The 23,243-nt window shown below is 65.2% G+C and carries 21 protein-coding genes; 12 read left to right on the top strand and 9 right to left on the bottom strand.

Annotated features, from left to right (window positions below):
* The first annotated feature begins 2 nt into the window (after positions 1-2).
* Positions 3-1,433 carry an RNA polymerase sigma factor gene (locus AC3CD9_RS07310; RefSeq protein WP_488367013.1) on the top strand — a complete coding sequence of 477 codons (1,431 nt, stop codon included), beginning with the start codon at positions 3-5 and terminating at the stop codon, positions 1,431-1,433.
* An 84-nt stretch (positions 1,434-1,517) separates the two neighbouring features.
* On the opposite strand, the gene AC3CD9_RS07305 is transcribed toward AC3CD9_RS07310, so the two are convergent.
* Positions 1,518-2,366, bottom strand: a complete 849-nt coding sequence (locus AC3CD9_RS07305) for an N-acetylmuramoyl-L-alanine amidase (RefSeq protein ID WP_488367011.1) — start codon at positions 2,364-2,366, stop codon at positions 1,518-1,520.
* Positions 2,367-2,492: 126 nt separating this feature from the next.
* Between AC3CD9_RS07305 and AC3CD9_RS07300 the strand changes: the two genes are divergently transcribed.
* Positions 2,493-4,604 carry a DNA gyrase/topoisomerase IV subunit B gene (locus AC3CD9_RS07300; protein WP_139908234.1) on the top strand — a complete coding sequence of 704 codons (2,112 nt, stop codon included), beginning with the start codon at positions 2,493-2,495 and terminating at the stop codon, positions 4,602-4,604.
* A gap of 75 nt (positions 4,605-4,679) precedes the next feature.
* Here AC3CD9_RS07300 and AC3CD9_RS07295 read toward each other — a convergent pair whose 3' ends face one another.
* A complete protein-coding gene (locus AC3CD9_RS07295; RefSeq protein ID WP_262774845.1) occupies positions 4,680-5,573 on the bottom strand; it encodes a M56 family metallopeptidase in 894 nt (297 codons plus the stop codon).
* Positions 5,574-5,591: 18 nt separating this feature from the next.
* Positions 5,592-5,954, bottom strand: coding sequence for a BlaI/MecI/CopY family transcriptional regulator (locus tag AC3CD9_RS07290; protein WP_092013109.1), 363 nt, complete (start codon positions 5,952-5,954; stop codon positions 5,592-5,594).
* Positions 5,955-6,197: 243 nt separating this feature from the next.
* Between AC3CD9_RS07290 and AC3CD9_RS07285 the strand changes: the two genes are divergently transcribed.
* The 3 genes from AC3CD9_RS07285 to cydC are packed head-to-tail and all read left to right on the top strand — an operon-like array spanning position 6,198 to position 12,325.
* The gene (locus AC3CD9_RS07285) at positions 6,198-7,769 is read left to right on the top strand and encodes a cytochrome ubiquinol oxidase subunit I (RefSeq protein ID WP_488367009.1); all 1,572 of its coding nucleotides are present in this window, start codon (positions 6,198-6,200) and stop codon (positions 7,767-7,769) included.
* A gap of 12 nt (positions 7,770-7,781) precedes the next feature.
* Positions 7,782-8,804, top strand: a complete 1,023-nt coding sequence (gene cydB / locus AC3CD9_RS07280; protein ID WP_488367007.1) for a cytochrome d ubiquinol oxidase subunit II — start codon at positions 7,782-7,784, stop codon at positions 8,802-8,804.
* Positions 8,801-12,325 carry a thiol reductant ABC exporter subunit CydC gene (gene cydC / locus AC3CD9_RS07275; protein WP_488367006.1) on the top strand — a complete coding sequence of 1,175 codons (3,525 nt, stop codon included), beginning with the start codon at positions 8,801-8,803 and terminating at the stop codon, positions 12,323-12,325. Before cydB ends, cydC begins: the two co-directional genes overlap by 4 nt.
* A gap of 2 nt (positions 12,326-12,327) precedes the next feature.
* Here cydC and sepH read toward each other — a convergent pair whose 3' ends face one another.
* Positions 12,328-13,449 carry a septation protein SepH gene (sepH, locus tag AC3CD9_RS07270; protein WP_488367005.1) on the bottom strand — a complete coding sequence of 374 codons (1,122 nt, stop codon included), beginning with the start codon at positions 13,447-13,449 and terminating at the stop codon, positions 12,328-12,330.
* A gap of 328 nt (positions 13,450-13,777) precedes the next feature.
* On the opposite strand from sepH, the gene AC3CD9_RS07265 reads away from it, so the two are divergent.
* A complete protein-coding gene (locus tag AC3CD9_RS07265; RefSeq protein WP_488367004.1) occupies positions 13,778-14,890 on the top strand; it encodes a ferrochelatase in 1,113 nt (370 codons plus the stop codon).
* A 66-nt stretch (positions 14,891-14,956) separates the two neighbouring features.
* Here AC3CD9_RS07265 and AC3CD9_RS07260 read toward each other — a convergent pair whose 3' ends face one another.
* A complete protein-coding gene (locus tag AC3CD9_RS07260) occupies positions 14,957-15,184 on the bottom strand; it encodes a hypothetical protein (RefSeq protein ID WP_167196853.1) in 228 nt (75 codons plus the stop codon).
* A 288-nt stretch (positions 15,185-15,472) separates the two neighbouring features.
* Between AC3CD9_RS07260 and AC3CD9_RS07255 the strand changes: the two genes are divergently transcribed.
* A complete protein-coding gene (locus AC3CD9_RS07255) occupies positions 15,473-15,772 on the top strand; it encodes a DUF4193 domain-containing protein (RefSeq protein WP_135541258.1) in 300 nt (99 codons plus the stop codon).
* Positions 15,773-15,906: 134 nt separating this feature from the next.
* Here AC3CD9_RS07255 and AC3CD9_RS07250 read toward each other — a convergent pair whose 3' ends face one another.
* Positions 15,907-16,362 (bottom strand): DUF3093 domain-containing protein, encoded by a 456-nt coding sequence (locus AC3CD9_RS07250; protein ID WP_488367002.1) that lies wholly within the window; start codon positions 16,360-16,362, stop codon positions 15,907-15,909.
* A gap of 64 nt (positions 16,363-16,426) precedes the next feature.
* Between AC3CD9_RS07250 and dut the strand changes: the two genes are divergently transcribed.
* Genes dut through AC3CD9_RS07235 form a run of 3 tightly spaced genes read left to right on the top strand, consistent with a single transcriptional unit; the run spans position 16,427 to position 18,139 of the window.
* A complete protein-coding gene (gene dut, locus AC3CD9_RS07245; protein WP_488367001.1) occupies positions 16,427-16,900 on the top strand; it encodes a dUTP diphosphatase in 474 nt (157 codons plus the stop codon).
* A gap of 6 nt (positions 16,901-16,906) precedes the next feature.
* On the top strand, positions 16,907-17,755 hold the full coding sequence (locus AC3CD9_RS07240) for a DUF3710 domain-containing protein (RefSeq protein WP_488367000.1): 849 nt from the start codon (positions 16,907-16,909) through the stop codon (positions 17,753-17,755).
* Positions 17,756-17,761: 6 nt separating this feature from the next.
* A complete protein-coding gene (locus tag AC3CD9_RS07235) occupies positions 17,762-18,139 on the top strand; it encodes an OB-fold nucleic acid binding domain-containing protein (RefSeq protein WP_139469793.1) in 378 nt (125 codons plus the stop codon).
* A gap of 65 nt (positions 18,140-18,204) precedes the next feature.
* Here the strand turns inward: AC3CD9_RS07235 and AC3CD9_RS07230 are convergent, their stop codons facing one another.
* Both AC3CD9_RS07230 and AC3CD9_RS07225 read right to left on the bottom strand, forming a co-directional pair.
* Positions 18,205-18,891 carry a potassium channel family protein gene (locus AC3CD9_RS07230; RefSeq protein WP_488366999.1) on the bottom strand — a complete coding sequence of 229 codons (687 nt, stop codon included), beginning with the start codon at positions 18,889-18,891 and terminating at the stop codon, positions 18,205-18,207.
* Positions 18,888-19,562 carry a potassium channel family protein gene (locus tag AC3CD9_RS07225; protein ID WP_181271702.1) on the bottom strand — a complete coding sequence of 225 codons (675 nt, stop codon included), beginning with the start codon at positions 19,560-19,562 and terminating at the stop codon, positions 18,888-18,890. The genes AC3CD9_RS07230 and AC3CD9_RS07225 overlap by 4 nt, the downstream gene beginning before the upstream one ends.
* 136 nt (positions 19,563-19,698) lie before the next feature.
* Between AC3CD9_RS07225 and AC3CD9_RS07220 the strand changes: the two genes are divergently transcribed.
* Together AC3CD9_RS07220 and AC3CD9_RS07215 are read left to right on the top strand one after the other, a co-directional pair.
* Positions 19,699-21,609 carry an APC family permease gene (locus AC3CD9_RS07220; protein WP_488367516.1) on the top strand — a complete coding sequence of 637 codons (1,911 nt, stop codon included), beginning with the start codon at positions 19,699-19,701 and terminating at the stop codon, positions 21,607-21,609.
* Between the two features lie 7 nt (positions 21,610-21,616).
* Entirely contained in the window at positions 21,617-23,002 is a 1,386-nt protein-coding gene (locus AC3CD9_RS07215) for a class I SAM-dependent RNA methyltransferase (RefSeq protein WP_488366997.1), read from the top strand.
* Here the strand turns inward: AC3CD9_RS07215 and AC3CD9_RS07210 are convergent.
* Positions 22,992-23,186: a hypothetical protein gene (locus tag AC3CD9_RS07210; RefSeq protein WP_101546980.1), complete on the bottom strand. Its 195-nt coding sequence runs from the start codon at positions 23,184-23,186 to the stop codon at positions 22,992-22,994. The two genes, AC3CD9_RS07215 and AC3CD9_RS07210, sit on opposite strands and share 11 nt — an antisense overlap.
* Positions 23,187-23,243: the final 57 nt, after the last annotated feature.

Here is a 23,243-nt window from a genome sequence, read left to right as displayed (position 1 = left end):
ACGTGCCCAGAGTCGACAAGGAATCCACAACGGTGACGGAGAAGTCGGAGGGAACGGCCGGCACGACCTCGACCGGTGGATCCAAGACCACTGCGGCGTCGAAGTCCACTGCGAAGAAGACGACCGCTGCCGGAGCCAAGAAGACAGCGACCGCGAAGTCGACGACTGCGAAGTCGGCTGCCGCAAAGACCGAGACGGCTGCGTCGAAGAAGACGACTGCTGCGAAGAAGACAGCCGCCGCGAAGTCGACGGCTGCTCCGAAGACGACCACGACGAAGGCCACCGCCGCCAAGGAAGCCAAGAAAGCGACCAAGGCGAAGAAGACCGACGAGGATATCGACACCACCGAGGAGGTCGAACCGGCCGCGGACGCTCTGGCCACAGAGGAGAGCCCCGCCGAGGCGACCGAGACGAAGAACTCGGAAGAGAAGGAGAAGAACGCCGCCGTGGCCGAGGCCGGTGGCTTCATCGTCTCCGATGCCGACGAAGAGGACGCGCCTGCTCAGCAGGTCGTCTCCGCCGGTGCGACCGCGGACCCTGTCAAGGACTACCTCAAGCAGATCGGCAAGGTGGCCCTGCTCAACGCCGCCGAAGAGGTCGATCTCGCCAAGCGCATCGAAGCCGGAATGTACGCCGAGCACCTGCTCGACGGCGGAGAGGTGACCGACCCGCGCGAAACAATGGACTACAAGTGGATCATCCACGACGGTCGCATCGCGAAGAACCACCTGTTGGAGGCCAACCTCCGACTCGTCGTGTCCCTGGCCAAGCGCTACACCGGCCGCGGAATGCTGTTCCTCGACCTCATCCAGGAAGGCAACCTCGGCCTCATCCGCGCCGTCGAGAAGTTCGACTACACGAAGGGCTTCAAGTTCTCGACCTACGCCACGTGGTGGATCCGCCAGGCCATCACCCGCGCGATGGCCGACCAGGCTCGGACGATCCGCATCCCGGTGCACATGGTCGAGGTCATCAACAAGCTCGCCCGCGTGCAGCGCCAGATGCTGCAGGACCTCGGTCGCGAACCGACCCCGGAAGAGCTCGCGAAGGAACTCGACATGACACCCGAGCGTGTCGTCGAGGTCCAGAAGTACGGCCGCGAGCCCATCTCGCTGCACACCCCGCTGGGTGAAGACGGCGATTCGGAGTTCGGCGACCTCATCGAGGACTCCGAGGCAGTTGTGCCCTCGGACTCGGTGAGCTTCACCCTCCTGCAGGAGCAGCTGCACTCCGTGCTCGACACGCTCTCGGAACGTGAAGCGGGAGTGGTGTCCATGCGCTTCGGACTCAACGACGGTCAGCCGAAGACCCTCGACGAGATCGGCAAGGTCTACGGCGTCACCCGTGAGCGCATCCGCCAGATCGAGTCGAAGACGATGGCCAAGCTGCGTCACCCGTCCCGTTCGCAGGTGCTGCGCGACTACCTCGACTGAGTCTCACCTCGGCCGGGCCATGAATCGGATCGGTCGGATGCGAACGCCCCTGGGATCGTCCCAGGGGCGTTCGCCATTCACGGGTCAGAACCAGTCGACGATGCCGTCGAACAGGGCGTCGGCGTATTTCCTCTGCCCGGATTTCGACTCCATGAGCTTTGCCTCCGACGGGTTGCGCATCTCTCCGCATTCGACGATGACGGCGGGAACCGATGCGTTGTTCAACCCGGCCAGATCCGGGCGACGGCTGATCGCGTCCTTTCCATAGGCCTTGTTCGGGGTGAATTCCTCGCCCATCGAACTCCCCACGGACTTCGCCAGGTCCCCGGAGGCCTTCTCGGTCTTCTCGTCCTCACCGGGATCGGCGACGATGATGTGGAAACCCTTCACCGAACTCGACTCGCTGCCGTTGGCATGGATGCTCACCAGCACGTCCGCGTCGTCGGCGAATTTTCCGCGCTCGTCCACGCACGGTCCGACTCCTGTGTTGTCCTTGCGGCTGAGCACGACCTCGGCTCCGGCGTCGGTCAGCGACTTCTGCAGCTTCTTCGCCACGGCCCAGGTGAAATCGGCTTCCGGATAGTCGGAATTCGTCGAGGTGCCCGTGGTGTTGCAGGCCTTCGTTCCGCCGCGTCCGTCCGGAACCTGCCGGTTGATCTTCTCCGGATGGTCCGCATTTCCGCCATTGTGTCCCGGATCGATCGCAATGACCTTCCCTTTGAGATCCGCCTCTTCCTCCTTCGCCGAGGCGGTGCCTGACTTCGCGTCGTCGCCTCCGTCCGCACCGTTGCCGGCAGTCGGGGACTCGCCGGTCGTCTCGGCCGCCTGATTCGTTCGTCCGGGGGCACCTGCGTCCTGGGAGCAGGCCGCCAGGCCGGGCAGGCTGAGAGCGGCGGTGAGAAGGAGACTTGGGACGAGGAGGCGATGCGGCATGACTCCATTGTTTCAGCTCAGGAGTGCCCATGGTCGGGGTCGACCGGATGTATTCCCGACACGGGCCCGAGGGAATAGGGTCCTGAGCGCGCAGCGATTAGAATTTAATCGAACGAGAGGAATTGTGTGGAAGACGAAAGCTACGGCGCCAGGCACCTGTCCGTCCTGTCCGGTCTTGAGGCGGTTCGCAAGCGACCCGGCATGTACATCGGCACGACCGATTCCCGTGGACTCATGCACTGTCTGTGGGAGGTCATCGACAACTCCGTCGACGAGGCGCTCGGCGGACACGGTTCCGAGATCCTCATCGAACTCGCCGCCGACGGATCGGTCGCCGTCACCGACAAGGGCCGCGGCATCCCCGTCGACATCGAACCGAAGACCGGGCTGACCGGCGTCGAAGTCGTCATGACCAAGCTCCATGCCGGCGGAAAGTTCGGCGGCTCCTCCTACGCTGCTTCGGGCGGACTGCACGGAGTCGGCGCCTCGGTCGTCAACGCACTGTCCGCTCGCCTCGACGTCGAGGTCACTCGCGGATCGAAGGTGCACAAGATGTCCTTCCGCCGAGGCGTTCCCGGACGCTTCGACGACTCCTCCGGCACAGCGAGCCCCGACAATCCCTTCGAGGCCTTCCAGGAGCCGACCGGCCTCGACATCGTCGGCAAGGCCAAGCGCGGCGCCACCGGCACCCGAGTCCAGTACTGGGCCGATCCGCAGATCTTCCTGTCCAAGGCCCAGTTCGACTACCCGCATCTGGTCGAACGCGCCCGTCAGACCGCTTTCCTCGTGCCCGGTCTCGAGCTGCGCATCGTCGACCGTCGCGGTGTCGCCCGTGACGAGACCGGTGCCGTCATCGAAGAGCGCGAAGAGGTCTTCAAATTCGACGGCGGAATCACCGAATTCGTCGATCACCTCTCCATCGACCCGCCGATCACCGACACCTGGCGACTGCAGAACACCGGCACCTTCAAGGAGACCGTCCCGGTCCTCAATTCCTCGGGTCACCTCGAGTCCAAGGAAGTCGAACGCGAGGTCGGCGTCGACATCGCTCTGCGCTGGGGGACCGGCTACGACACGAAGCTGAAGTCCTTCGTCAACGTCGTCGCCACCCCACAGGGCGGCACACACCTCGCCGGGTTCGAACAGGCCTGCCTGAAGGCGATGCGCAAGGCCGTCGACGCCAACGCACGCAAGCTCAAGGTCGGCAAGGACAAGCTCGAGAAAGACGATGTGCTCGCCGGCATCACCGCCGTCGTCACCGTGCAGCTGGCCGAGCCCCAGTTCGAGGGGCAGACCAAGGAGGTCCTCGGCACCGCGGCAGTGCGACAGATCGTGGCGAAGACCGTTGAGTCTCAGCTCGGCGAGGTGCTTGCCTCGACCAAGCGTGCTGAGAAGCAGCAGGCCGCTGTGCTCATGGAGAAAGTCGTGGCCGAGATGAAGTCGCGCATCTCCGCCCGCACCCACAAGGAGAACCAGCGACGCAAGACCGCGCTGGAAGCCTCCTCCCTGCCGGCGAAGCTCTACGACTGCCGTGACAACGGGGTGGAGAACACTGAGCTGTTCATCGTCGAGGGAGACTCGGCGATGGGGACGGCGAAGGCCGCCCGCAATTCCGACCACCAGGCGCTGTTCCCCATCCGCGGCAAGATCCTCAACGTGCAGAAGGCGACCTTGGCCGACATGCTCGCCAACGTCGAATGCTCAGCGCTCATCCAGGTCATCGGCGCCGGCTCCGGACGCAGCTTCGATATCGACGCCGCCCGATACGGCCGAGTCATCATCATGACCGACGCCGATGTCGACGGAGCGCATATCCGCACTCTCCTGCTGACCCTGTTCTTCCGGTACATGAAGCCGCTGGTCGAGGCCGGTCGCGTCTTCGCGGCCGTGCCTCCGCTGCACCGAGTCGAGGTCGTGACGAAGCGCGGAACGCCCAACGACATCGTCTACACCTACACCGAAGCCGAGCTCCACGCTCTGCTGAAGAAGCTCGAGAAGCAGAAGAAGACCTACAAGGAACCGATCCAGCGCTACAAGGGCCTCGGCGAGATGGATGCCGATCAGCTGGCGGAGACGACCATGGACCCGAGCATGCGCACCCTGCGTCGGGTGACGATGGCGGATGCCGAGATGGCGGAGAACACCTTCGAGCTCCTCATGGGATCATCGGTCGGGCCGCGCAAGGAATTCATCGTCTCCGGCGCTGCCGTCCTCGATGCCGAACGCATCGACAGCTGACCTCGACTGCTGAGTCAGCACCAAAGCCGAGTCAGCACCGACAGATCTGAGCCCGGGCCGAGAATCGGTCCGGGCTCAGATGCCGAATGCGGACGGTGTGACGATGAGCAGGGTCGGCAGGAGCAGCAGCAGAACGGCCAGTCCGATCGACATCAGCCGCACGGGGATCCGCGCCGGATCCAGGGGATGCGACAGGCGCTGGATGCGCTGAGCGGACAGATCACTGCGGTGATCGGGGCTGATCGCGGCGGCCGATCTCACTGCCTGAGCCAGGATCTGCGGATCGACATGGTCGCGGGCCTGATCATCGGCCATGAGTTCGATGAGCCGATTCACCGAGTTCAACCCGATCGCCGTGGCCGAGAAGTACGGCAGGGCCCGATGCCAGGCGGCGAAGGGGATGACGAGCACATCGTGCCGGAAATCCAGATGCGCCCGCTCATGGGCGATGACGGCGGTGCGTTCATCCTCGTCGAGGGCCTCGAGCAGACCGGTCGACAGAACGGCAGTGCCCTTCCGCGGCCCCTTGGGCAGGCAGTAGGCGACGGCCTCATCGGTGGTGATGATGCGCGTGTCGGGATAAGCGATCGACGGTTCGCTGAGCAGATGCAGGATCTCATCGTGGCGCAGGCGAGTCTGCCGCGCCGAATAGAGGGTCAGGATCAGGCAGCCGAGCAGCCGACCGATGAGGAGCACGGCGATGATGAGGAAGATCCAGGCCAAGAGTGACAGCTGAGTGTGGTCCTTGCCCCGGATGAGGTCGAAGAGTCCCTGGGGGAGACTTGTCGTTCCCGGGGCGACCGCGAAGGCGAGCGCGGCGCCGATGAGGGAGAGTCCTCCGGAGAGTCCCACAGCCTGCCAGAGGACGACCTCGGAGATCGGGTCACCGCGGAAACGCGCGAGGGCCGCAGGAATAGGCCATGCCAGCAGAAAAGCCAGCACGGCCAGAACGATTCCCACGATGGTCATTGAGGTGACCGGCCTGAGTCAGGACTGCGTCGAGTGATTGCGTCCGAGCAGATTGCGCAGCGCCTTGGTGTCGGCCTCCGAGACGGTGCCGAGGAAGCGAGCGAGGACAGCCTGCCGATCCGGTGCCTGAGACAGCATCTCGGTCATCAGTTCCGCTACGTGATCCTCACGTGTCGATACCGCTACATAGCGATGCGGACGGATGCTGCGATCGCGAGTGACGAAGCCCTTCTTCTCGAGTCGAGACAGGACAGTATGGACCGTTGTCAGCGCGAGCTCGCGATCCGAGAGGACTTCGCGGAGTTCGGCGGCACTCAACCCGTCGTCGTGGACCCAGATGGCGTCCATGACGCTGCGTTCGAGTTCACCCAGTGTTCCCACAGTTCTTTCGCCCTCAATTTCTTTGTCGGTCTGATCGCTCCAGTATATCTCTACAGTCTGTCGAATTCCACACAGACGCATGAGCATCGGCAGAGGGGCGGCCCTGGCCAGCGGAGCTTGCCCGAGAGCATACTTGGAACCGGGAGTCTTGAATGATGAAATCACTCGGGCGGGGTTTCTACGAACTGTAGAATTCTACGTGACGTAGAAACATTGCTCGCGTGAAACCTGAATGGAGCACCCATGGAGCTGGACCCGGTCCTCATCGGACGGTGGCAATTCGGAATCACAACGGTCTACCACTTCTGGATGGTGCCGTTGACCCTGGGACTCGGCATGCTCGTGGCGGTCCTGCAGACCATCTACCATCGCACCGGCAACGAGGTGTACCTGCGGAGCACGAAGTTCTTCGGCAAGCTCTTCCTCATCAACTTCATCATGGGCGTGGCCACCGGCCTGGTCCAGGAATTCCAGTTCGGCATGGCGTGGAGCGAATACTCCCGCTTCGTCGGCGACGTCTTCGGCGCGCCCCTGGCGTTGGAGGCCCTGCTGGCCTTCTTCCTCGAATCGACGTTCCTCGGCCTGTGGATCTTCGGTTGGGGCCGACTGCCGCGGGCGGTCCATCTCGGCTCGCTGTGGCTTGCCGTCATCGGCACATGGATCTCGGCCTATTTCATCATCGTCGCGAACTCCTGGATGCAGCATCCCGTCGGCGTCGAGATGGTCGACGGCCGGCCCGTGATGACCGACGTGTGGGCGGTGCTCGGCAACAACACCGCAATCGCCGCCTTCACGCATACGATCTTCGGCGCCCTGGCAGTGGGCGGATCCTTCCTCCTCGGCATCTCCTGGTACCACCTCTACCACCGGCGCAAGGCCGGAATCGACAGCGTCGGTGCCGACGGCAAGGTCATCGTGGGCTCTTCGAAGGAGCTTCCCGGACGGGACAAGACGGATCATGCGGTGTGGATCAAATCCCTGCGCATCGGCGCGATCGTCGGTGTCCTCGCCTTCGCCGGCGTCTCGATCACCGGCGACGTCCAAGCCAAGCTGATGTTCGATCAGCAGCCCATGAAGATGGCCTCCGCCGAGGCGGCCTGCCACGACGGCACCCAATTCTCCGTCCTCACGATCGCCGATCCGTCCTCGAACGACTGCGACGGAGTGCAGAACATCTTCGAGATCCCCGGTCTGCTGTCCTTCCTGGCCAACGGCGACTTCGACACCCCGGTCCACGGTGTGACGACGCTGCTGCCCGAGTATCAGGAGCGCTACGGCACGCATATCCCCGACGACCCGCGGTACGGCGACCATGCCGGCGAACCCATCGACTACCAGCCGATCATGATCGTCACCTACTGGGGCTTCCGCATGATGATCGGCTTCGGCGCCCTGGCCGCCGGCGTCTGCGTCATCGGACTGTGGCTGGCCCGCAAGGGCACAGTGCCCGAGTCGAAATGGCTCAGCCGCGGATTCGTCCTGGCCATCACGGCACCGTTCCTCGCGAATTCGGCAGGATGGATCTTCACCGAAATGGGACGCCAGCCCTTCGTCGTCGCACCGAACCCGGCTCAGCTCGACGGAGTGTACATGTACACCCAGGCGGCGCTGTCACCCGAGGTGACACCGGCGATGCTGCTGTTCTCACTGATCAGCCTCACCTCTGTCTACGGCATTCTGATGGTCGTCGAACTGCGGCTGATCACGAAGTACGTCAAGGGGGGAGTCGCCTCGGCGATGCCCGAACTCGACCAGACGAATACGAAACCCACGATCACCGACAACGGCGACGACGTCCTGTCGTTCGCGTACTGAGGGAAGGTCACGATGGAAATCCTCGCCACAATCTGGTTCGTCCTCATCGTCGTGCTCTGGATGGGGTACCTGTTCCTCGACGGCTTCGACCTCGGCGTGGGCATGATGATGCCCTTCCTCAGCCGCAGCGAACGCAGCAAGCGCGTTCTGCTCAACTCGATCGGTCCGGTCTGGGAAGGCAACGAGGTCTGGCTGATCACCGCGGCCGGAGCGATGTTCGCCGCCTTCCCGCACTGGTACGCCTCACTGTTCTCCGCGCTCTACATTCCACTGACCATCTGCCTGCTCGCACTGATCTTCCGCGCCGTGGCCATCGAATACCGCGGCAAAGGGCACTCGGCGAGGTGGAAATCCTTCTGGACCTGGGCCCTGGCCGTGGGATCGGCCGGAACAGCCTTCTGCATCGGTGCGATGCTCGCGCTGACGACCATCGGGCTGCCGCTCAATGAGCATGGAGACATGATCGGCGGTGCCTTCGCCTGGATGTCGTGGCCGGCGCTCGTCGGCGGACTCGGCGGGCTCGGCTTCTCCCTGGCCCACGGGCTCATCTTCCTCGGTCTCAAGACTCAGGGCGAGGTCCGGGCGCGATCGCGGCGCTGGGCGGGTCGGATCATGCTGCCGGCCGCGATTCCGTTCCTCATCTGGTTCGCCTCCTCGATCACCCAGCGGACCTGGCTCGTCGTTCCGGTGCTCGTTGCGATCGTCGCTCTCATCTTCGCGTTCGTCGCGGTCCGCGCCGGTGCCGAGAAGCGCGCATTCATCCTGCACGGGATCTACCTCATCGCCGGTCTGACCGCGGTCTTCGCCGGTGTCTTCCCGAACGTCCTGCCCTCGACGATCGACCCGGCGAACTCGCTGACGATCGCTGCGGCATCCTCGTCGGACTACACCTTGAACGTCATGCTCATCGTGACGATCGTGATCCTGCCGATCATCATCGCCTACCAGATCTTCAGCTACCGGATGTTCCTCGGCCGCATCGCCGAGACCCACATCCCCGAAGCGCACAAGCTGCCGGTGGCGATCCGATCGTGAGCTCGCCCCTGTCGATCCTGCTCGAGCTGCCGACCGGTCGGCGGGGGTTGGCACTGTCCGTGCTCTCCGCCCTGTGCCGGTCGGTGGGAATCGTCCTCATCGCCGAAGCCCTGGTGAGAGCCATCATCGGCCACAGCGGGCCCGGACTGTGGGTGGTCCTCGGAGCCCTCGGCGCGCTGCTGCGCGGCGGCGGGCTCTGGCTCGACCGCAGTCTGGGCACCAGCCTGGCAGCCGTTTCGAAACAGGGATTGCGGCGCTCGATCCTTTCCGGTCTGCTGCGCGGCCGGGGACGCCCGCGGACGAATGCGGCGGTCACGGTCACCCGCGGAATCGACGATCTCGACGACTACTTCACCACGGTGGTGCCGGCCCTGACCGCGGCCGCAGTGGTGCCCATCGTGCTGCTGGTGCGCATCGTCTTCAGCGACGTCCTCTCCGCGGTCATCATCGCGGTGTGCCTGCCGTTGGTGCCGATGTTCATGGTGCTCATCGGCCGCTATACGGCCGAGTCGACCTCGGAGACCATGGCGGCTCTGGAGCGGCTGTCGGATCACCTGGCCGAACTCGCCGAGGGGCTGCCCGTCCTCATCGGCCTCGGCCGTTCCCGCGATCACGCCCGCCGGCTGCGGGAACTGGGGGAGCGCTACCATCAGGCGAACCTCACGACGCTGCGCATCGCGTTCCTCTCCAGTCTGGCCCTCGAACTCATTGCCACGATCTCGGTGGCGCTCGTGGCCGTGGTCATCGGTCTGCGCCTGGTCAACGGGTCGATGGAGCTGAGCGATGGCCTGTTGGTGCTGCTGATCGCACCCGAATGCTTCATTCCTCTGCGGGAGCTCGGGGCCGGCTATCATGCGAGCGAGAACGGACGCGAAGCTCGTGAGAGGGCCCGGGCGCTGCTGTCGGAGACACGGTCGGCGGATGCGGATACGCCGCCGGCGGCTGCGAGGTCACGCGCACTCGATATCTCCGGCCGTCCGGGGGACCAGTGGGTTCGCTATGCCGACGGCACACTCATCACGTGGTCGGGCGACATCGACACCCGGCCGGGAGTGACGACGATCAGCGGCAGGTCCGGAACCGGCAAGTCGACCGTGCTCGGTGCGCTGGTCGGCAGTCTGCCTGCCGATGCGCACACCACCGCCGATCCGGTGAGCGCGGCCTATGTGCCGCAGGCGCCACGCATGTTCGCCGAGACCATCGGCGCCGAACTGGCACTCTTCGGTCTCGACGACGTCCAAGCTCGGACGGCCCTGTCCGCCGCCGGACTGCCCACCGATCTCCGTGTGCAGACGGCGGCTCTCAGCCCCGGCCAACAGCGTCGGTTGGCTCTCGTGCGAGTGCGGCACCGCCTCGGTGACGGGGCGGAACTGCTCGTCCTCGACGAACCCACCGCCCACCTCGACGCCGACAACGCCGCCATCGTCATCGACATGATCGCCGAGGCGGCCGCCACCCACCGCGTGATCCTCGCCAGCCATGACGAACAGGTTCGCGCGCTGGCCGACACAGAGATCCACCCGGAGAAGACACACGTCGAAGCGGCAGAGAACGGTGTACCTGAGGGCTCGAAGGCGACCGCGATCGCGGATCAGGCCCGAACCGACGCCGCCGAGGCTCCTGCAACACAGGCGCGGACTGAAGCTCCCGCTCCGGCGGAACGGACGGGTTCGGGCAGCGAGCCCGGGCATCGGTCCGGCGTCGAGCGGCACCCGGATGTCTCGACGCAGCACTCCGGAGGCGAGTCCTGGACAGCTGCACTGCGACGTCGCTGGTCGATTCTGGGCTCGAGCCTGCCGCTGTTCACCCCGACCATGCTGGTGGCCGCGCTCACCGCCTGCGCGTCCAGCCTCGCGGCCATCGCCCTGACTGCCGTCTCCGCATGGCTCATCGTCGAAGCTTCGTACCAGCCGCCGATCATGCTGCTCATGGTCGCCATCGTCGGTGTGCGCTTCTTCGGGCTCAGTCGCTCCGTGCTGCTCTACGCCAGCCGGCTGAGACTCCACTCGGCGATCTTCGCCGCGCTGACGAGACTGCGCACACGGCTGTGGGAGCACTTCGAGCGCGTCGGCATGAGTGATCGGCGTCTGCTGACCTCGGATTCGGCGCTGCGCGCCATGGTCGCCGACGCCGACGACGTCCGCGACCTGGTGCCCCGGACTCTGTTCCCACCTTTCGTCTCCACCATGGTCGTCATCGGCGTGAGCATCACCGCAGCACTTCTCGACGTGAGGTCACTGGTCTGGTTCGTCTTGGTGGGCGCCGTCAACCTCGTCATCGTCCCGATGCTCGTCATCCGGGCAGAGAGCCGGTTGGCGTACGGAATCAGGGAGGACCGCAACCGGATCCTGTCCGTGCTCACTCGCGCTCTGCACGCCAAGGACGACCTGCGCACGAACCGGGTCGACTCTGCGGTCCTCGGCCTGTTGGCCGACTTGGAGGCCGACCTCGAGAAGAAGCAGAAGGCCTCTGCCCGCAACTTCGGGCTCGCCCAACTGTGGCTGCAGCTGAGCACGTTCACCACCGCAGTGATCCTGGCGGTGTCCACTGATGCTCCGACCGAGATCGTCGCGGTGCTCTCCCTCATGGCCTTGGGCCTGGGCGAAGTGTTCGCTTCGGCACTCGAAGCGTTCCGCCAGCTGCCCGCCCTGGGATCGGCACTGGACTGTCTGCCCGATGCAGACAGCGCGGCGGACCGCGAAGCCGAGGACTCGGGTCGCGACGTCGAAGTGCAGGCTCCTGCTGCCGGAACGACGGCCGGCGAGAGCGACGACTCGTCGCGCCGCTATAGCCCGGTCGAGCTCGTCGGCGTCGACGCCCTCGAATTCGATGAGATCACCGTCGGATGGGACGATCAAGCTGTCGTCGCAGGACTGGATCTGAGAGCTCAACGCGGCAGTTGGACCGTGCTGTGCGGTGACAGCGGAACCGGTAAGACGACGAGCCTGAGCGTGCTCCTGCGGTTCCTCGACCCCTGGTCCGGCAGCTACCGTGCCCGTGACCGGAGCGGGACCGACCACGATATGCTCACTTGCTCACCCGAGGACCTCGTCGGACGAATCGCCTGGTGCCCTCAGGAGGCACACGTCTTCCGCTCCACCGTGCGCGGCAATCTCGCACTCGCCGGACGGTCGGTTCCCCGGGACGACGAGATGATCTCCGTGCTGAGAGCGGCAGGACTGAGCGACTGGGCCGACGCCCAGGGGCTCGACCGGTGGGTCGGCGACCACGGAGCGGAGATCTCCGGCGGTCAGCGACAGCGATTGGCAGTGGCCAGAACCCTGCTGACCGGAGCCGATGTGATCGTCCTCGACGAACCGACAGCGCACTTGGACGATGAGACGGCTCGGCTGCTCATCGACGATCTCCGTGGGAGCCTGGGGGACCGCACGGTCGTCATGGTCACCCATGACAGGAGACTGATCTCGGACGGCGATGAGGTCGTCGACCTCGGCACAGTCGAACCGGGTGCAGCGGACCTCGGCTCACGCGATCCCGAGGGCGAACACTCGAGAGTCTGAGGTCAGTCCCGTTTCGACCCGAACATGATCTCGTCCCAGCTCGGGATCGAGGCACGAGAGTTCTTCTTCGACTTCGGTTTCGGATCCTTCGCCGAGGCGGAGTCCTTGAACTGGTCGTCGTGATCGCTCACTCCGGGCTCATTGAGCAGGGAGAGCTGATTCTCGTCGTCGAAGACGCCGACCTTCTCGGTCGGTTCCTGCGGTTCCTCAGTCGAGGCAGCCGCATCTTCGAAGGCGAAGACTTCGTCATCGGTGGCGGCTTCGGGCTGGCCCGGAGCGGTGTGCGCTCCCTGCGGGTGAGTCTCGGGGTCCTCGGTGACCGCGCGCAGACGGGTCCGCGGCTCCTCCTCGGCGTGGCGGCGCTTGCGCAGGTTCTCCAGAATCCGGCCGGTCTCGGCCTGATGATCGCGGGCTTGCTGCGACGGCGCCGAACCGGCGGTGGGGCGCACCGGTCCGTCTGCGGCGATCGACGCGGACGACTGATCGGTCGCCGGGAGGACATCGACCTCCTCGGTGTTCCTCTGTCGTTCGGCACCGCTGCCGTAGTTCGGGATCGGTCCGGTGTCGGTGGGACCGGAATCGGCGAGCCACTTCGCCTCATCGTCGATCGGTGTCAGCGAACGGCGGTAGTAATGCCAGCTGGCGGTGCGGACACGATCAGCGGCGGTGAAGCTGAGCTGGATGTACCAGTTGCCGTCCTGCTGCTTCCAGGAGTCCCACTCCATCGTCTCGATATCGACGTCGCGCATCGCCAGGCGTTCCTGACACAGCTCGATGAGCGGAGTCGGTTCGCCGTTGGGATCATGATCGGAATAGATGGGATGGCGGCTGGCGAGGTAGGCGGTGCGTTCGCGTTCGGCCATCGCCGGACCTTCGTAGGTGCGCACGTATTCGATGTCGGCACCGGTGGCGGCCACGACCTCCTCGGCGTCCATGCCGCCGCGGATCATGGCCTGGATCTCTTTCGGGCGCACGGGAGTCTCGGACTTGGGGTGGGAGCGGTCCCTGCGGACCGCGGCGAAGAGAGCCTCATCGAGGACGACTCGGTACTGAAGCCCGTTCTCGTCGTTCAACAGCAGATGTGTGCCGTCTGCGTTGACTCCGTTCAAGATCAGTTCACGCATTGCCTTAAGCTCCTTTGTCGCGTCTCAGAAGCATCGTGTCACGTTCGGCGCGTCGTGCCGGGCAGATTTCCGCGCGAGTCGCGAAATCACGGGGCGGATCGGGAGCCGGCGGGGTGTTTCTGTGAGACCGGCCACGCACGTGCGAGAAATGTGCGGGAGGGGAACCCGTGCGTCGGCTCCGACAGCGTCGCCACCACGCCGCCGGCGTCGCCACGACACCGGCGAGGGCGGGCGACAGGCCCTCCGGTCGGCGTCTGCTCCGTGAGTGGGCGCGGCTCACTGTGCGGACAGCGGGCCGAGCGGCTCTACAGTCTGTAAAATCGGGAAGGTGAATACGACTGCACCCATCGACGCCCTGATCCTCATGTCATTCGGAGGACCGGAGGCCCCAGAAGAAGTGGTTCCATTCCTGCGCAACGTCACCGCCGGCCGCGGGATTCCCGAGGAACGGCTCGAGGAGGTGGGGGAGCACTATTTCGGTTTCGGAGGCAAGTCTCCGATCAATGATCAGAACAAGGCACTGCTGGCCGCGCTGCGCGACGAACTCGATCGCCGCGGAATCGAGACCCCGCTGATCTGGGGCAACCGCAACTGGGATCCCTATCTCACCGACGAGGTGCGCAAGCTGGCACAGGACGGTGCCACGCAGTTCCTCTCGATCGACACCTCCGCGTATTCCTCCTACTCGTCGTGCCGGCAGTACCGTGAGGACTTCGCGAAGACGATCGACACCCTCAAGGACGAGGGTCTCACGGTCTCGATCGACAAGATCCGTCAGTTCTACAACCATCCCGGCTACGCCGACGCTTGCACCGACTGCCTGGGCGACGGCCTCGCCGATTTCCGGTCGAAGGTCGGCCAGATCGATTCGGCCAAGCACCGGATCCTCTTCGTCACCCACTCGATCCCGAACGTCATGCAGGACGCCTCAGAGGTGACCACCAACGGATACCGGGCCCAGCACGAAGAACTCATCGACCACCTCATGGGGCGCATCGATGAGGCCGATCGTGTTCCGTCCGAACTCGTCTACTGCTCACGTTCCGGCTCACAAGAGGTGCCCTGGCTCGAACCCGATGTCAACGACCGGATGACCGAACTCGCCGAGGAGGGGGTGACCGGTGTCGTGCTCGTGCCCATCGGTTTCATCTCCGACCATATGGAGGTCGCATTCGACCTCGACACCGAAGCGAAGGAGACTGCTGAAGAACTCGGTCTCGACTTCACCCGGGTCGACACCGTCGGCACCCATGACGCCTTCGTCAGGGGACTCGTCGACCTCGTCGAGGAGCGCGTGGCTCAGCTGCGCGGGGAAGACGTCGACGTTCCGGCTCTGCCCGGGACGAAGGCTCTGGTGCCCGGCAGCGGAGCCTGCAGCATCGACTGCTGCCGCGGCCGCATCGAACGTGCAACCTACCCGAACTGGGCCATGGCGAACTGAGTCCTGAAGACGAATGAACCCTCCCTCACCGAATCGGTGAGGGAGGGTTCTTCTCTGTGTGTTCTTTCAGTAGTCCTCGGGGCTCGGGATGACCGGCAGGGCCCCCGTCTCGGCCTGGATCACCTCGGCGATGGGACCGGTGTCGACATCGTTGCGTCCGGCCAATTCCATCAGGTTCTGCAGGTCGTCGATGAGATTTTCGACGAGGAAGTCGTCACCGGCCGAACGGGCCTCGTGAATGCGATGACGGACATCATCGATTCGGGTGTCGAGCTGATCAGCGAATTCACTCATTGTGGATCCGTCCTTCCTCGGGCCGCCTCCACAGGGGACGAACCCGGTATTCGACCGACAGAGCGTGCTGTCGGTGCTGTCCATCACAAGCATTCTTGCAGAGCATTTCGTGAACTCTATGTGTGCTCTGTCCATGCGGACAAGCTGGTGACGAGAATCACCGCATCAGGTGCTCATTCCATCTTGCCAACGGCAAGCATACAGTGCACAATGCTGGGGACACATCTCGGAAGAGGAGAAGATGCTCCTCTTCGGCACCCCCCTCCGGACAGAGAGCGATGAGGCCATATGGCAACAGACTACGACGCACCTCGCAAGCAAGACGATGAGATCAAAAGCGATTCGATCGAGCAGCTTAAGGCCCAGCGTTCCCAGGCTCAGGCGAGCAAGATCGACGAAGACGAGACTGCAGTAGCCGAAGGCTTCGAACTTCCCGGTGCGGACCTGTCGAACGAAGAGCTCTCCGTTCGGGTCCTGCCGAAGCAGAACGATGAGTTCACCTGCATGGAGTGCTTCTTGGTCCGCCATCGCTCTCAGCTTGCGACCGAAGAAGGCGGTGTCCCCATCTGCACAGACTGTGCAGGCTGAATCGCTTCTCTTCGCCAAAACCCGAAAACGGACCGCACCCTCGAAAGGGTCGCGGTCCGTTTTCTCCCCTAATTGCTACCTGACGGCGGCCCAGCAACCTCGCGCGAGGTTGCTGGGCCGCCGTCAGGTAGCAATCAGGGGGTGAGGGCGGCGGCTAGTTTGTGGGGGTTGCGGCTCGAGACCAGCCAGTAGGGGGTCGGATCCGTCTCATCGTCGAGATCGATGCGGACGACGGATTTCGCCCACGGGCGGATCTTGAGGAAGGCGCGGGCGTCGAGATCGACTCCGCGGGCCTGCCGGGCCTCCTCGCCGTCGAAGGCGACCGCACTCGGAACGAACGTGCGGTCGATATGAGCTTCGCCGACGAACAGCTGCCGTTCGGTGACGATGATCGTCAGCGTCAGCGAATTCAGCCACCAGGCGAAGAGGACGAAGCTGACGACGGGAAGGATGATGGTGCCGAGCTGCCAGACGGGCATGACCATGAGCGCCGTCGACAGGGCGGCCACCACGACGAGGACCCACATGCCGACCGAGGGGCGGACCTTCTCCTGATAGACCACATGGGTTCCGGATTGAGTTGTTGCCATGCGGCCATTGTCCCATAGCGAGAAGTTTGGCCACGCTCAGGCTGGAGCGTTAGAGTGCATCTTTGTGACGGAAACCGTGAAGATCAACCTCCAGCTCCTCGACGCGGGCATGAGCGCGCCCGGCTACGCGCATGCGAGCGACGCCGGTGCAGACCTGCATTCGGCGATCGACTTCGTGCTCGAACCGTTCGAGCGCCGCGTCGTTCCGACCGGAATCGCGATCGCCCTGCCCGAGGGCTACGCGGCCTTCGTGCATCCGCGTTCGGGCCTGTCGAGCAAGCACGGAGTCACCGTCGTCAACGCGCCGGGCACCATCGACGCCGGCTACCGCGGCGAGATCAAGGTGCCGCTGATCAACCTCGACGCGAAGACCCCGCTGCGCGTCGTGCGCGGCGACCGCATCGCCCAACTCGTGATCCAGAAGATCGCTCACGCCGACTTCGACATCGTCGAATCCCTCGAAGACAGCGCCCGCGGCGCCGGGGGCTTCGGATCCACCGGCGGAATCGTCGCCGGCCTCAGCGAAAAGGAGAAGTGAGGACTCATGGGACTGTTCTCCCGGTTCAAGAAATCCACACCGACCGATGACGACGTTCGCGCCGACGACGAACTCACCGACGACGATGAGCTCGACGCTCAGGACACCGACACCGAGGCGGCCGATCGTGCCGACGACGACGCCGATGACGACGAGACCGAGTCCGACGACGAGGTTGCCGAGTCCGACGACGATATCGACGAGGAAGAAGCGCTGCTGGAGAAGTCCGCACCCTTCGACCGATCCGAGAAGGGCCCCTTCGACATCTCCGAGGAGTACCCGGAGCATGACCGCCTCGACCTCGGCGCACTCAAGGTGCCCGTCGTCGACGGCATGCAGGTGCGCCTGGACACGGACGACGATTCTCAGCGCGTGCTGGCCGTCACCCTCATCCACGACGGTGGAGGCATCCAGCTGCAGGCGTTCGCGACACCACGCTCCGAAGGCCTGTGGAACACGGTGCGCGGTCAGCTCGCCGAATCCGTGACCAAGCAAGGTGGGGAATCGACCGAGCTGCACACCTCTCTCGGCAAGGAACTGGCCATCGAAGTTCCGGCGAAGACGGAATCCGGTCGTCCCGGCAAACGCGCCATGCGCTTCGCGGGCATCGACGGACCACGCTGGTTCGTCCGCGCCGTGTTCTCCGGCAAGGCCGTGACCGATGACGAGGTGCGTGCCGAACTCTCCGCGCTCTTCCGCGGTGTCGTCGTCGATCGTGGTGAGGAAGCGATGGCTCCCCGCGAGCTCATCGCACTGACCGCCCCGCAGGTCGACCAGGACGAGGCGGAGGAGAAGAAGGACGAGGACGAGCTCAACCCCTTCGAACGCGGCCCCGAGATCACAGAGGTCCGCTGAGCGCTGATGCGGAACCTCATCCCTCGCCTCGTGCGCGACTTCGGATCCCGTGAGGCCGAGGCCCGGGCCGATCTGCGACTGGTCAGTCAGATCCCCGGGGTCATTCCGGTCGAAGAGCTGGAGGCGCGAAAGACCTCACGCATCGCCGGAGTCGTCTCAGCGACCACTCAGTCGTGCAGCGCCGACAGCCCCAGGCTCGACATCACCGTCGCCGACGGCACCGGCGAAGCCCGCGCCCAATTCCTCGGACGCCGGGAGATCAGCGGCATCCGTCCCGGGTCCCTCATCGTCTTAGAAGGACGGTTCTGCGGCAAGGACGGAGTGCTCACCGCGCACAATCCCGTCTACGAACTCCTGCAGACCCGCGACGACTCCGACGACTGACCGTCCCGAGGGCCGGGCAGCCGTCGGCCTCGGAACTGACGATCTCGGCCGCAGACGACCAGCCGTCACCCCTCGGCGTTCTCGTCGGCTTTCGCGGTCTCCTGCAGCAGCGCAAGCAGCGCGGGCTCCTGATCGGGGGAGGAGAGGAAGAACAGTTCGTCTCCGGACTCGATGACATCATCGGCACTCGGAGCGAACGCCCGCGAATTGCGGATGATCGCCACCAGCACCGTATCCAGCGGGAAGCTGATCCCACCGACGCGCTCGGCCACGAGCTCGGCGTTCTCGTGCACGGTGAACTCGAGCAGGCCCGCCTGCCCGCGTTCGAAGCTCATGAGGTGGACCAGGCCGCCGACCTCCACGGCCTCCTCGACGAGCGCGGTCATCAGGCGCGGAGTGGAGACGGCGACATCGACGCCCCAGTTGTCGTCGAAGAGCCATTCGTTCTTCGGATTGTTCACGCGCGAGACCGTCCTGGGCACCCCGAACTCGGTCTTAGCCAACAGGGAGAGCACCAGATTGGTCTTGTCATCTCCGGTCGCGGCCACGACGACATCGGCCTCCTCCAGCCCCGCCTCGGCGAGACCGGCGAGCTCACAGGCATCGGAGAGCAGCCATTCGGCGCCCGGAATGCGCTCATGGCCCAGCGCCTCCTTGCTCTGGTCGATGAGCAGGACCGAATGGTCCTTGTCCAGCAGCTCCCTGGCCACCGAACGTCCGACGGAGCCGGCTCCGGCGATGATGACCCTCATTCTTCTTCCTCCACGGTTCGCACGGGCTGATCGAGGATCCGTTCGATCTCGCCGAGGCGGTCGACCGGAGCCATGAGATGGACGAGGTCGCCGTCCTGGAGCAGCAGATCATCGTGGGCGACGATGCCCTCGGACAGGCGGGTGACATAGGAGACCCGAGCCTTGGTCCGCGTTTCGATCTCCTTGATCGGACGGGCCACCCAGCCAGGATCCAGATGCACCTCCGCCAGGACGAGGTTGCCGGAGGGCTCACGGTATTCGGTGATCGACCCCTGCGGGACGAGCTTGCGCATCACCTGCTCGGCCGTCCACCGCACGGTGGGCACCGTGGGGATGCCGAGACGTTCGAAGACCTGCGCACGGTCGGGATCGTAGATGCGGGCGGCGACATTGCTCACCCCGAAGGTCTCACGAGCGACACGCGCGGCGAGGATATTCGAATTGTCACCACTGGAGACGGCGGCGAAGGCGAAGGCCTCGGCGGTCTTCGCCTGGGACAGAGTCTCGCGGTCGAAACCGACGCCGGTGATCGTCGAACCGCTGAAATCCCGACCGAGCTTGAGGAACGCGTCGGGGTCCCGGTCGACGACTGCGACGGAGTGCCCATTCGCATCAAGGGCTTTGGCCAGGGAGGCCCCGACTCGACCGCAGCCCATAATCACGAAGTGCATGGGTAATCCTTCCCGCAGTGATCTACCATTGGTTGCCGTGGCCAGCAGTTTTTCTGATGCCGTCAAAAGACTACTCGTTGGACGGCCCTTCCGCAGTGAGGACAGGCGTGCGCCTGCGCTGAAGAAGCGCATCGCGATGCCCGTCTTCGCCTCCGACATGCTCTCCTCGGTGGCCTACGCCCCCGATGAGATCCTGCTGGCACTGTCGCTGACCTCACTTGTGGCCCTGACCGTCGCCCCCTGGATCGGTGTGGCCGTCGGCATCGTCATCCTCGTGATCGTCGCCTGCTACCGCATCAACGTCAAGGCGTACCCCTCCGGCGGCGGTGACTACGAGGTGGCCTCGAAGAACCTCGGCTCCGGTGCCGGGCTCATCGTCGCCGCGGCCCTCCTCGTCGACTATGTGCTCACCCTGGCCGTGTCGATGACGGTCTTCGCCGCCTACATCACCACGGCATTCCCGATGCTCGCGCCCTACCGTGTGCCCGTGGCCATCGTCGGCATCCTGCTCATCTGCTTCGCCGGTCTGCGCGGTTCCCGGGCCACTCCGATGCTGCTGGCCGTGCCGACCTACCTGTTCCTCGGTGCCGTGTTCCTGACAATGTCGGTCGGTCTCATCCGCGTCGGGCTCGGTGACACCCCGCACGCCCAGACCGCCGACTACACGGTCGTGCACAGCAACATCGGCGATCAGGCGACGCTCGGCCTGGCCACCGTCCTCATCGTCCTGCGCGCGTTCTCGTCCGGAGCCGTCGCACTGGCCGGTGTGCAGACCGTGGCCACGGCGGTTCCGGCGTTCAAGAAGCCGCGCGGCAAGAACGCCGGCAACACCCTGCTGCTGTCGGGACTGCTCGCCGCCCTCATGCTCACGGGGCTGACCTATCTGGCGTCGGTCACCGGAATCAAATACGTCGACGACCCGCATCTCTATCTCGTCCGCGGCGACGGCAGCCCGGTCAGCGCCGAATACGAACAGGAGCCCGTCCTCGCGCAGCTGGCGCACGCGATCTTCGACAATGCGCCGGCGATGTTCTTCATCGTCGTCCTCATCACCGCGCTCGTGCTCATCGCCGCTGCGAACACTGCGGTCGAGGGGTTCCCCGGACTGGCCTCTCGGCTGGCCCGCGACGAATTCCTGCCAAGGCAGCTGGCGACGAAGGGCGACCGACTCACCTTCTCCAACGGCATCCTGCTGCTGGCCGCAGCGGCGATCGTCCTCGTCGTCGCCACGTCCGCCTCGGCGACGGTGCTCATTCAGCTCTACCTCGTCGGGGTCTTCGCCAGCTTCGTCCTCGGCCAAGCGGGAATGGTCCTGCACTGGCGCAAACGGCTGCGCCTGGTCATCGATTCGAAGGCCCGAATGCGGATGCACTTCAACCAGGTCGTCAACGCCGTCGGCTGCGTGCTCGCCGCCGGCGTCCTCATCGTCGTCATCGTCTCGAAGTTCCTCGCCGGCGCCTGGCTGGCGGTCGCCGCCATGGCCGGACTCTACCTCGTCATGGGCGCCATCCACCGACACTATTCGCGGGTGGCCCGCGAGCTCGCCCCCGACGCGGACGTGAACTCACGGACCATCCCGTCGAACACCCACGCCATCGTCGTCGTCAGCGAAATCGACAAACCGACGATGCGGGCCCTCTCCTACGCCCGAGTGACCCGGTCGAGTCAGCTCGAAGCCGTCACCGTGGCCGTGGACGAAGAGGCCGCGGCCGGTCTGCAGAAACGATGGAACGAGATGGAGCTGCCGGTGCCGCTGACCGTGCTCGGCTCGCCGTACCGCGAACTCGTCCGCCCGATGCTCGCCCATATCCTCGCCATCCGCCGCAGGTCGCCCAGGGACCTCGTCATCGTCTACATCCCGCAGTTCGTCGTCGGTCGCTGGTGGGAGCACATCCTGCACAACCAGGTGGCTCTCAAACTGCGCACCCGACTGCTGCTGGTGCCCAACGTCGTCGTGGTCTCCGTACCCTGGCGACTGAAATCCTTCTCTCGACAGTACGGCGGAGACGGACCCGATTCCGACACCTCGCTGTACAGACAGGCCTAGAACACGCATGAGCGACACTTCGGTTCCCGCCCAGGAACTCACCCTCGACATCGAGGCACCGGCGGCCGGCGGCACCTCCATCGCCCGACACGACGGTCAGGTCGTCTTCGTCTCCGGGGCCCTGCCCGGTGAGAAGGTCCGAGTCCGCACCGAGGCAGGACCGCCCGCCCGGTTCCTCCGCGCCGGCGTCACCGAGGTGATCGAGGCCTCGGCTCACCGCGTCCCCGATCGTCGCCTCGACTATGTCCCCGGTGGTTCGACCGACGGTTCCGATGCGGGGTTCGCTGCGGGCCCCGGTGCTGGGGCCGTGCCGGATTCGGCCGGGTTCGGCGGAATGGAATTCGCCCACGTCGACCTCGACCACTCCCGTCGGCTCAAGGCCGAGGTGCTGAACGACCAGCTTCAGCGCATCGGACATATCGACCGCGCCGCGGAGGTGCTTCCCGCGCCGGGCGAGACGGACGGCACGGACTGGCGCACCCGCGTGCAGCTGGCCGTCGACGAAGAGGGCCGCGCCGGAATGCTCGCCCCCAGATCACACGAGGTCATCCCCGTGACCACGCCCCCTCTGGCCGCCGGGCCCGTGCACGACTTCGACATGACGACGCTGCATGTGCCGGGAGTCCGCCGACTCGAAATCGCGTGGGCCGGCGACCACGGTGCGCTCATCGTTCGTGGTCGGCCCACTGCGCAGGTCCTCGACGAGATCGAGTCCTGGCTGCCGACGTCGTTCTCCCTCCTCGCCGAGGCGACCGGACCGGAGCAGAGGCATGGTCGTGGTCGCGGGGGTCGTCCCCGCGGTCGCGGCCGTTCCCATGCGCCCGCTCCCGCCCTGCGCGTGATCCGTGGAGACCGCACCCTGACCGAAACGGTCGACGGTCGTGACTTCACCGTCGGCGCCGACGGCTTCTGGCAGGTCCACTGGGATGCGGCCGCACTGCTCAGCTCGGAGGTCGTCAGAGCCCTGCCTGCCGACGTCGGGGCGATCACCGACCTCTACTGCGGGGTCGGACTCCTCGGCATCACTGCCGCCCGGGCCACCGGAGCGCCCCTGTTCGGGGTCGAAGGGGTGGAGACAGCCATTGCTCATGCTCGAGACAATGCCGCCGATCTCGAGTCCCGATTCCTCGCTCTCAGCGTGGATCGAGCCCGACTGCCCGAATCGGACGTCATCATCCTCGACCCGCCACGGGCGGGCGCCGGGAGGAAAGCCACCTCGGCGATCATAGAATCAACGGCACGCACCCTGGTCTACGTATCCTGCGACCCGGCCACGCTGGCCCGGGACCTCACGGCTCTCACAGGCGGAGGATTCGCGATCGAGAGCCTCACCGGCTTCGACCTCTTCCCGCTGACCTCGCACCTGGAGACCGTCACAGTACTCAGGCGGTGACCGAGCGGCGGGGGAGGAGGACGAGCGCGATGAGGGCGATGAACGTCGTGAGGAAGCCCCACAGTCCCCACCAGCCGCCCGACCGGCCCTTCTCCTTCGCGAATGAGCTGCAGACGACGGCGAAGATGATGCCGACGAGCAGTGCGCCGAAGCCGAATCCGGCGCCTAGTGTGAACGGGTCCATGGGATCTCCTCGGGGGTGGCAGGCGAGTGCGCTGCTGCTTTGAGTGTGCTGTCCACC

The organism is Brevibacterium sp. MGP-B1, assembly GCF_057766545.1.
This window is presented reverse-complemented; position numbering and strand designations above follow the sequence as displayed.

Coding starts and splice junctions, on each gene's coding strand:
- AC3CD9_RS07305 (WP_488367011.1), bottom strand. CDS start 2,366: ATGCCGCATCGCCTCCTCGTCCCAAGTCTCCTTCTCACCGCCGCTCTC.
- AC3CD9_RS07295 (WP_262774845.1), bottom strand. CDS start 5,573: ATGACCATCGTGGGAATCGTTCTGGCCGTGCTGGCTTTTCTGCTGGCA.
- AC3CD9_RS07285 (WP_488367009.1), top strand. CDS start 6,198: ATGGAGCTGGACCCGGTCCTCATCGGACGGTGGCAATTCGGAATCACA.
- cydB (WP_488367007.1), top strand. CDS start 7,782: ATGGAAATCCTCGCCACAATCTGGTTCGTCCTCATCGTCGTGCTCTGG.
- sepH (WP_488367005.1), bottom strand. CDS start 13,449: ATGCGTGAACTGATCTTGAACGGAGTCAACGCAGACGGCACACATCTG.
- AC3CD9_RS07260 (WP_167196853.1), bottom strand. CDS start 15,184: ATGAGTGAATTCGCTGATCAGCTCGACACCCGAATCGATGATGTCCGT.
- AC3CD9_RS07255 (WP_135541258.1), top strand. CDS start 15,473: ATGGCAACAGACTACGACGCACCTCGCAAGCAAGACGATGAGATCAAA.
- AC3CD9_RS07250 (WP_488367002.1), bottom strand. CDS start 16,362: ATGGCAACAACTCAATCCGGAACCCATGTGGTCTATCAGGAGAAGGTC.
- AC3CD9_RS07240 (WP_488367000.1), top strand. CDS start 16,907: ATGGGACTGTTCTCCCGGTTCAAGAAATCCACACCGACCGATGACGAC.
- AC3CD9_RS07235 (WP_139469793.1), top strand. CDS start 17,762: ATGCGGAACCTCATCCCTCGCCTCGTGCGCGACTTCGGATCCCGTGAG.
- AC3CD9_RS07230 (WP_488366999.1), bottom strand. CDS start 18,891: ATGAGGGTCATCATCGCCGGAGCCGGCTCCGTCGGACGTTCGGTGGCC.
- AC3CD9_RS07225 (WP_181271702.1), bottom strand. CDS start 19,562: ATGCACTTCGTGATTATGGGCTGCGGTCGAGTCGGGGCCTCCCTGGCC.
- AC3CD9_RS07220 (WP_488367516.1), top strand. CDS start 19,699: ATGCCCGTCTTCGCCTCCGACATGCTCTCCTCGGTGGCCTACGCCCCC.
- AC3CD9_RS07215 (WP_488366997.1), top strand. CDS start 21,617: ATGAGCGACACTTCGGTTCCCGCCCAGGAACTCACCCTCGACATCGAG.
- AC3CD9_RS07210 (WP_101546980.1), bottom strand. CDS start 23,186: ATGGACCCGTTCACACTAGGCGCCGGATTCGGCTTCGGCGCACTGCTC.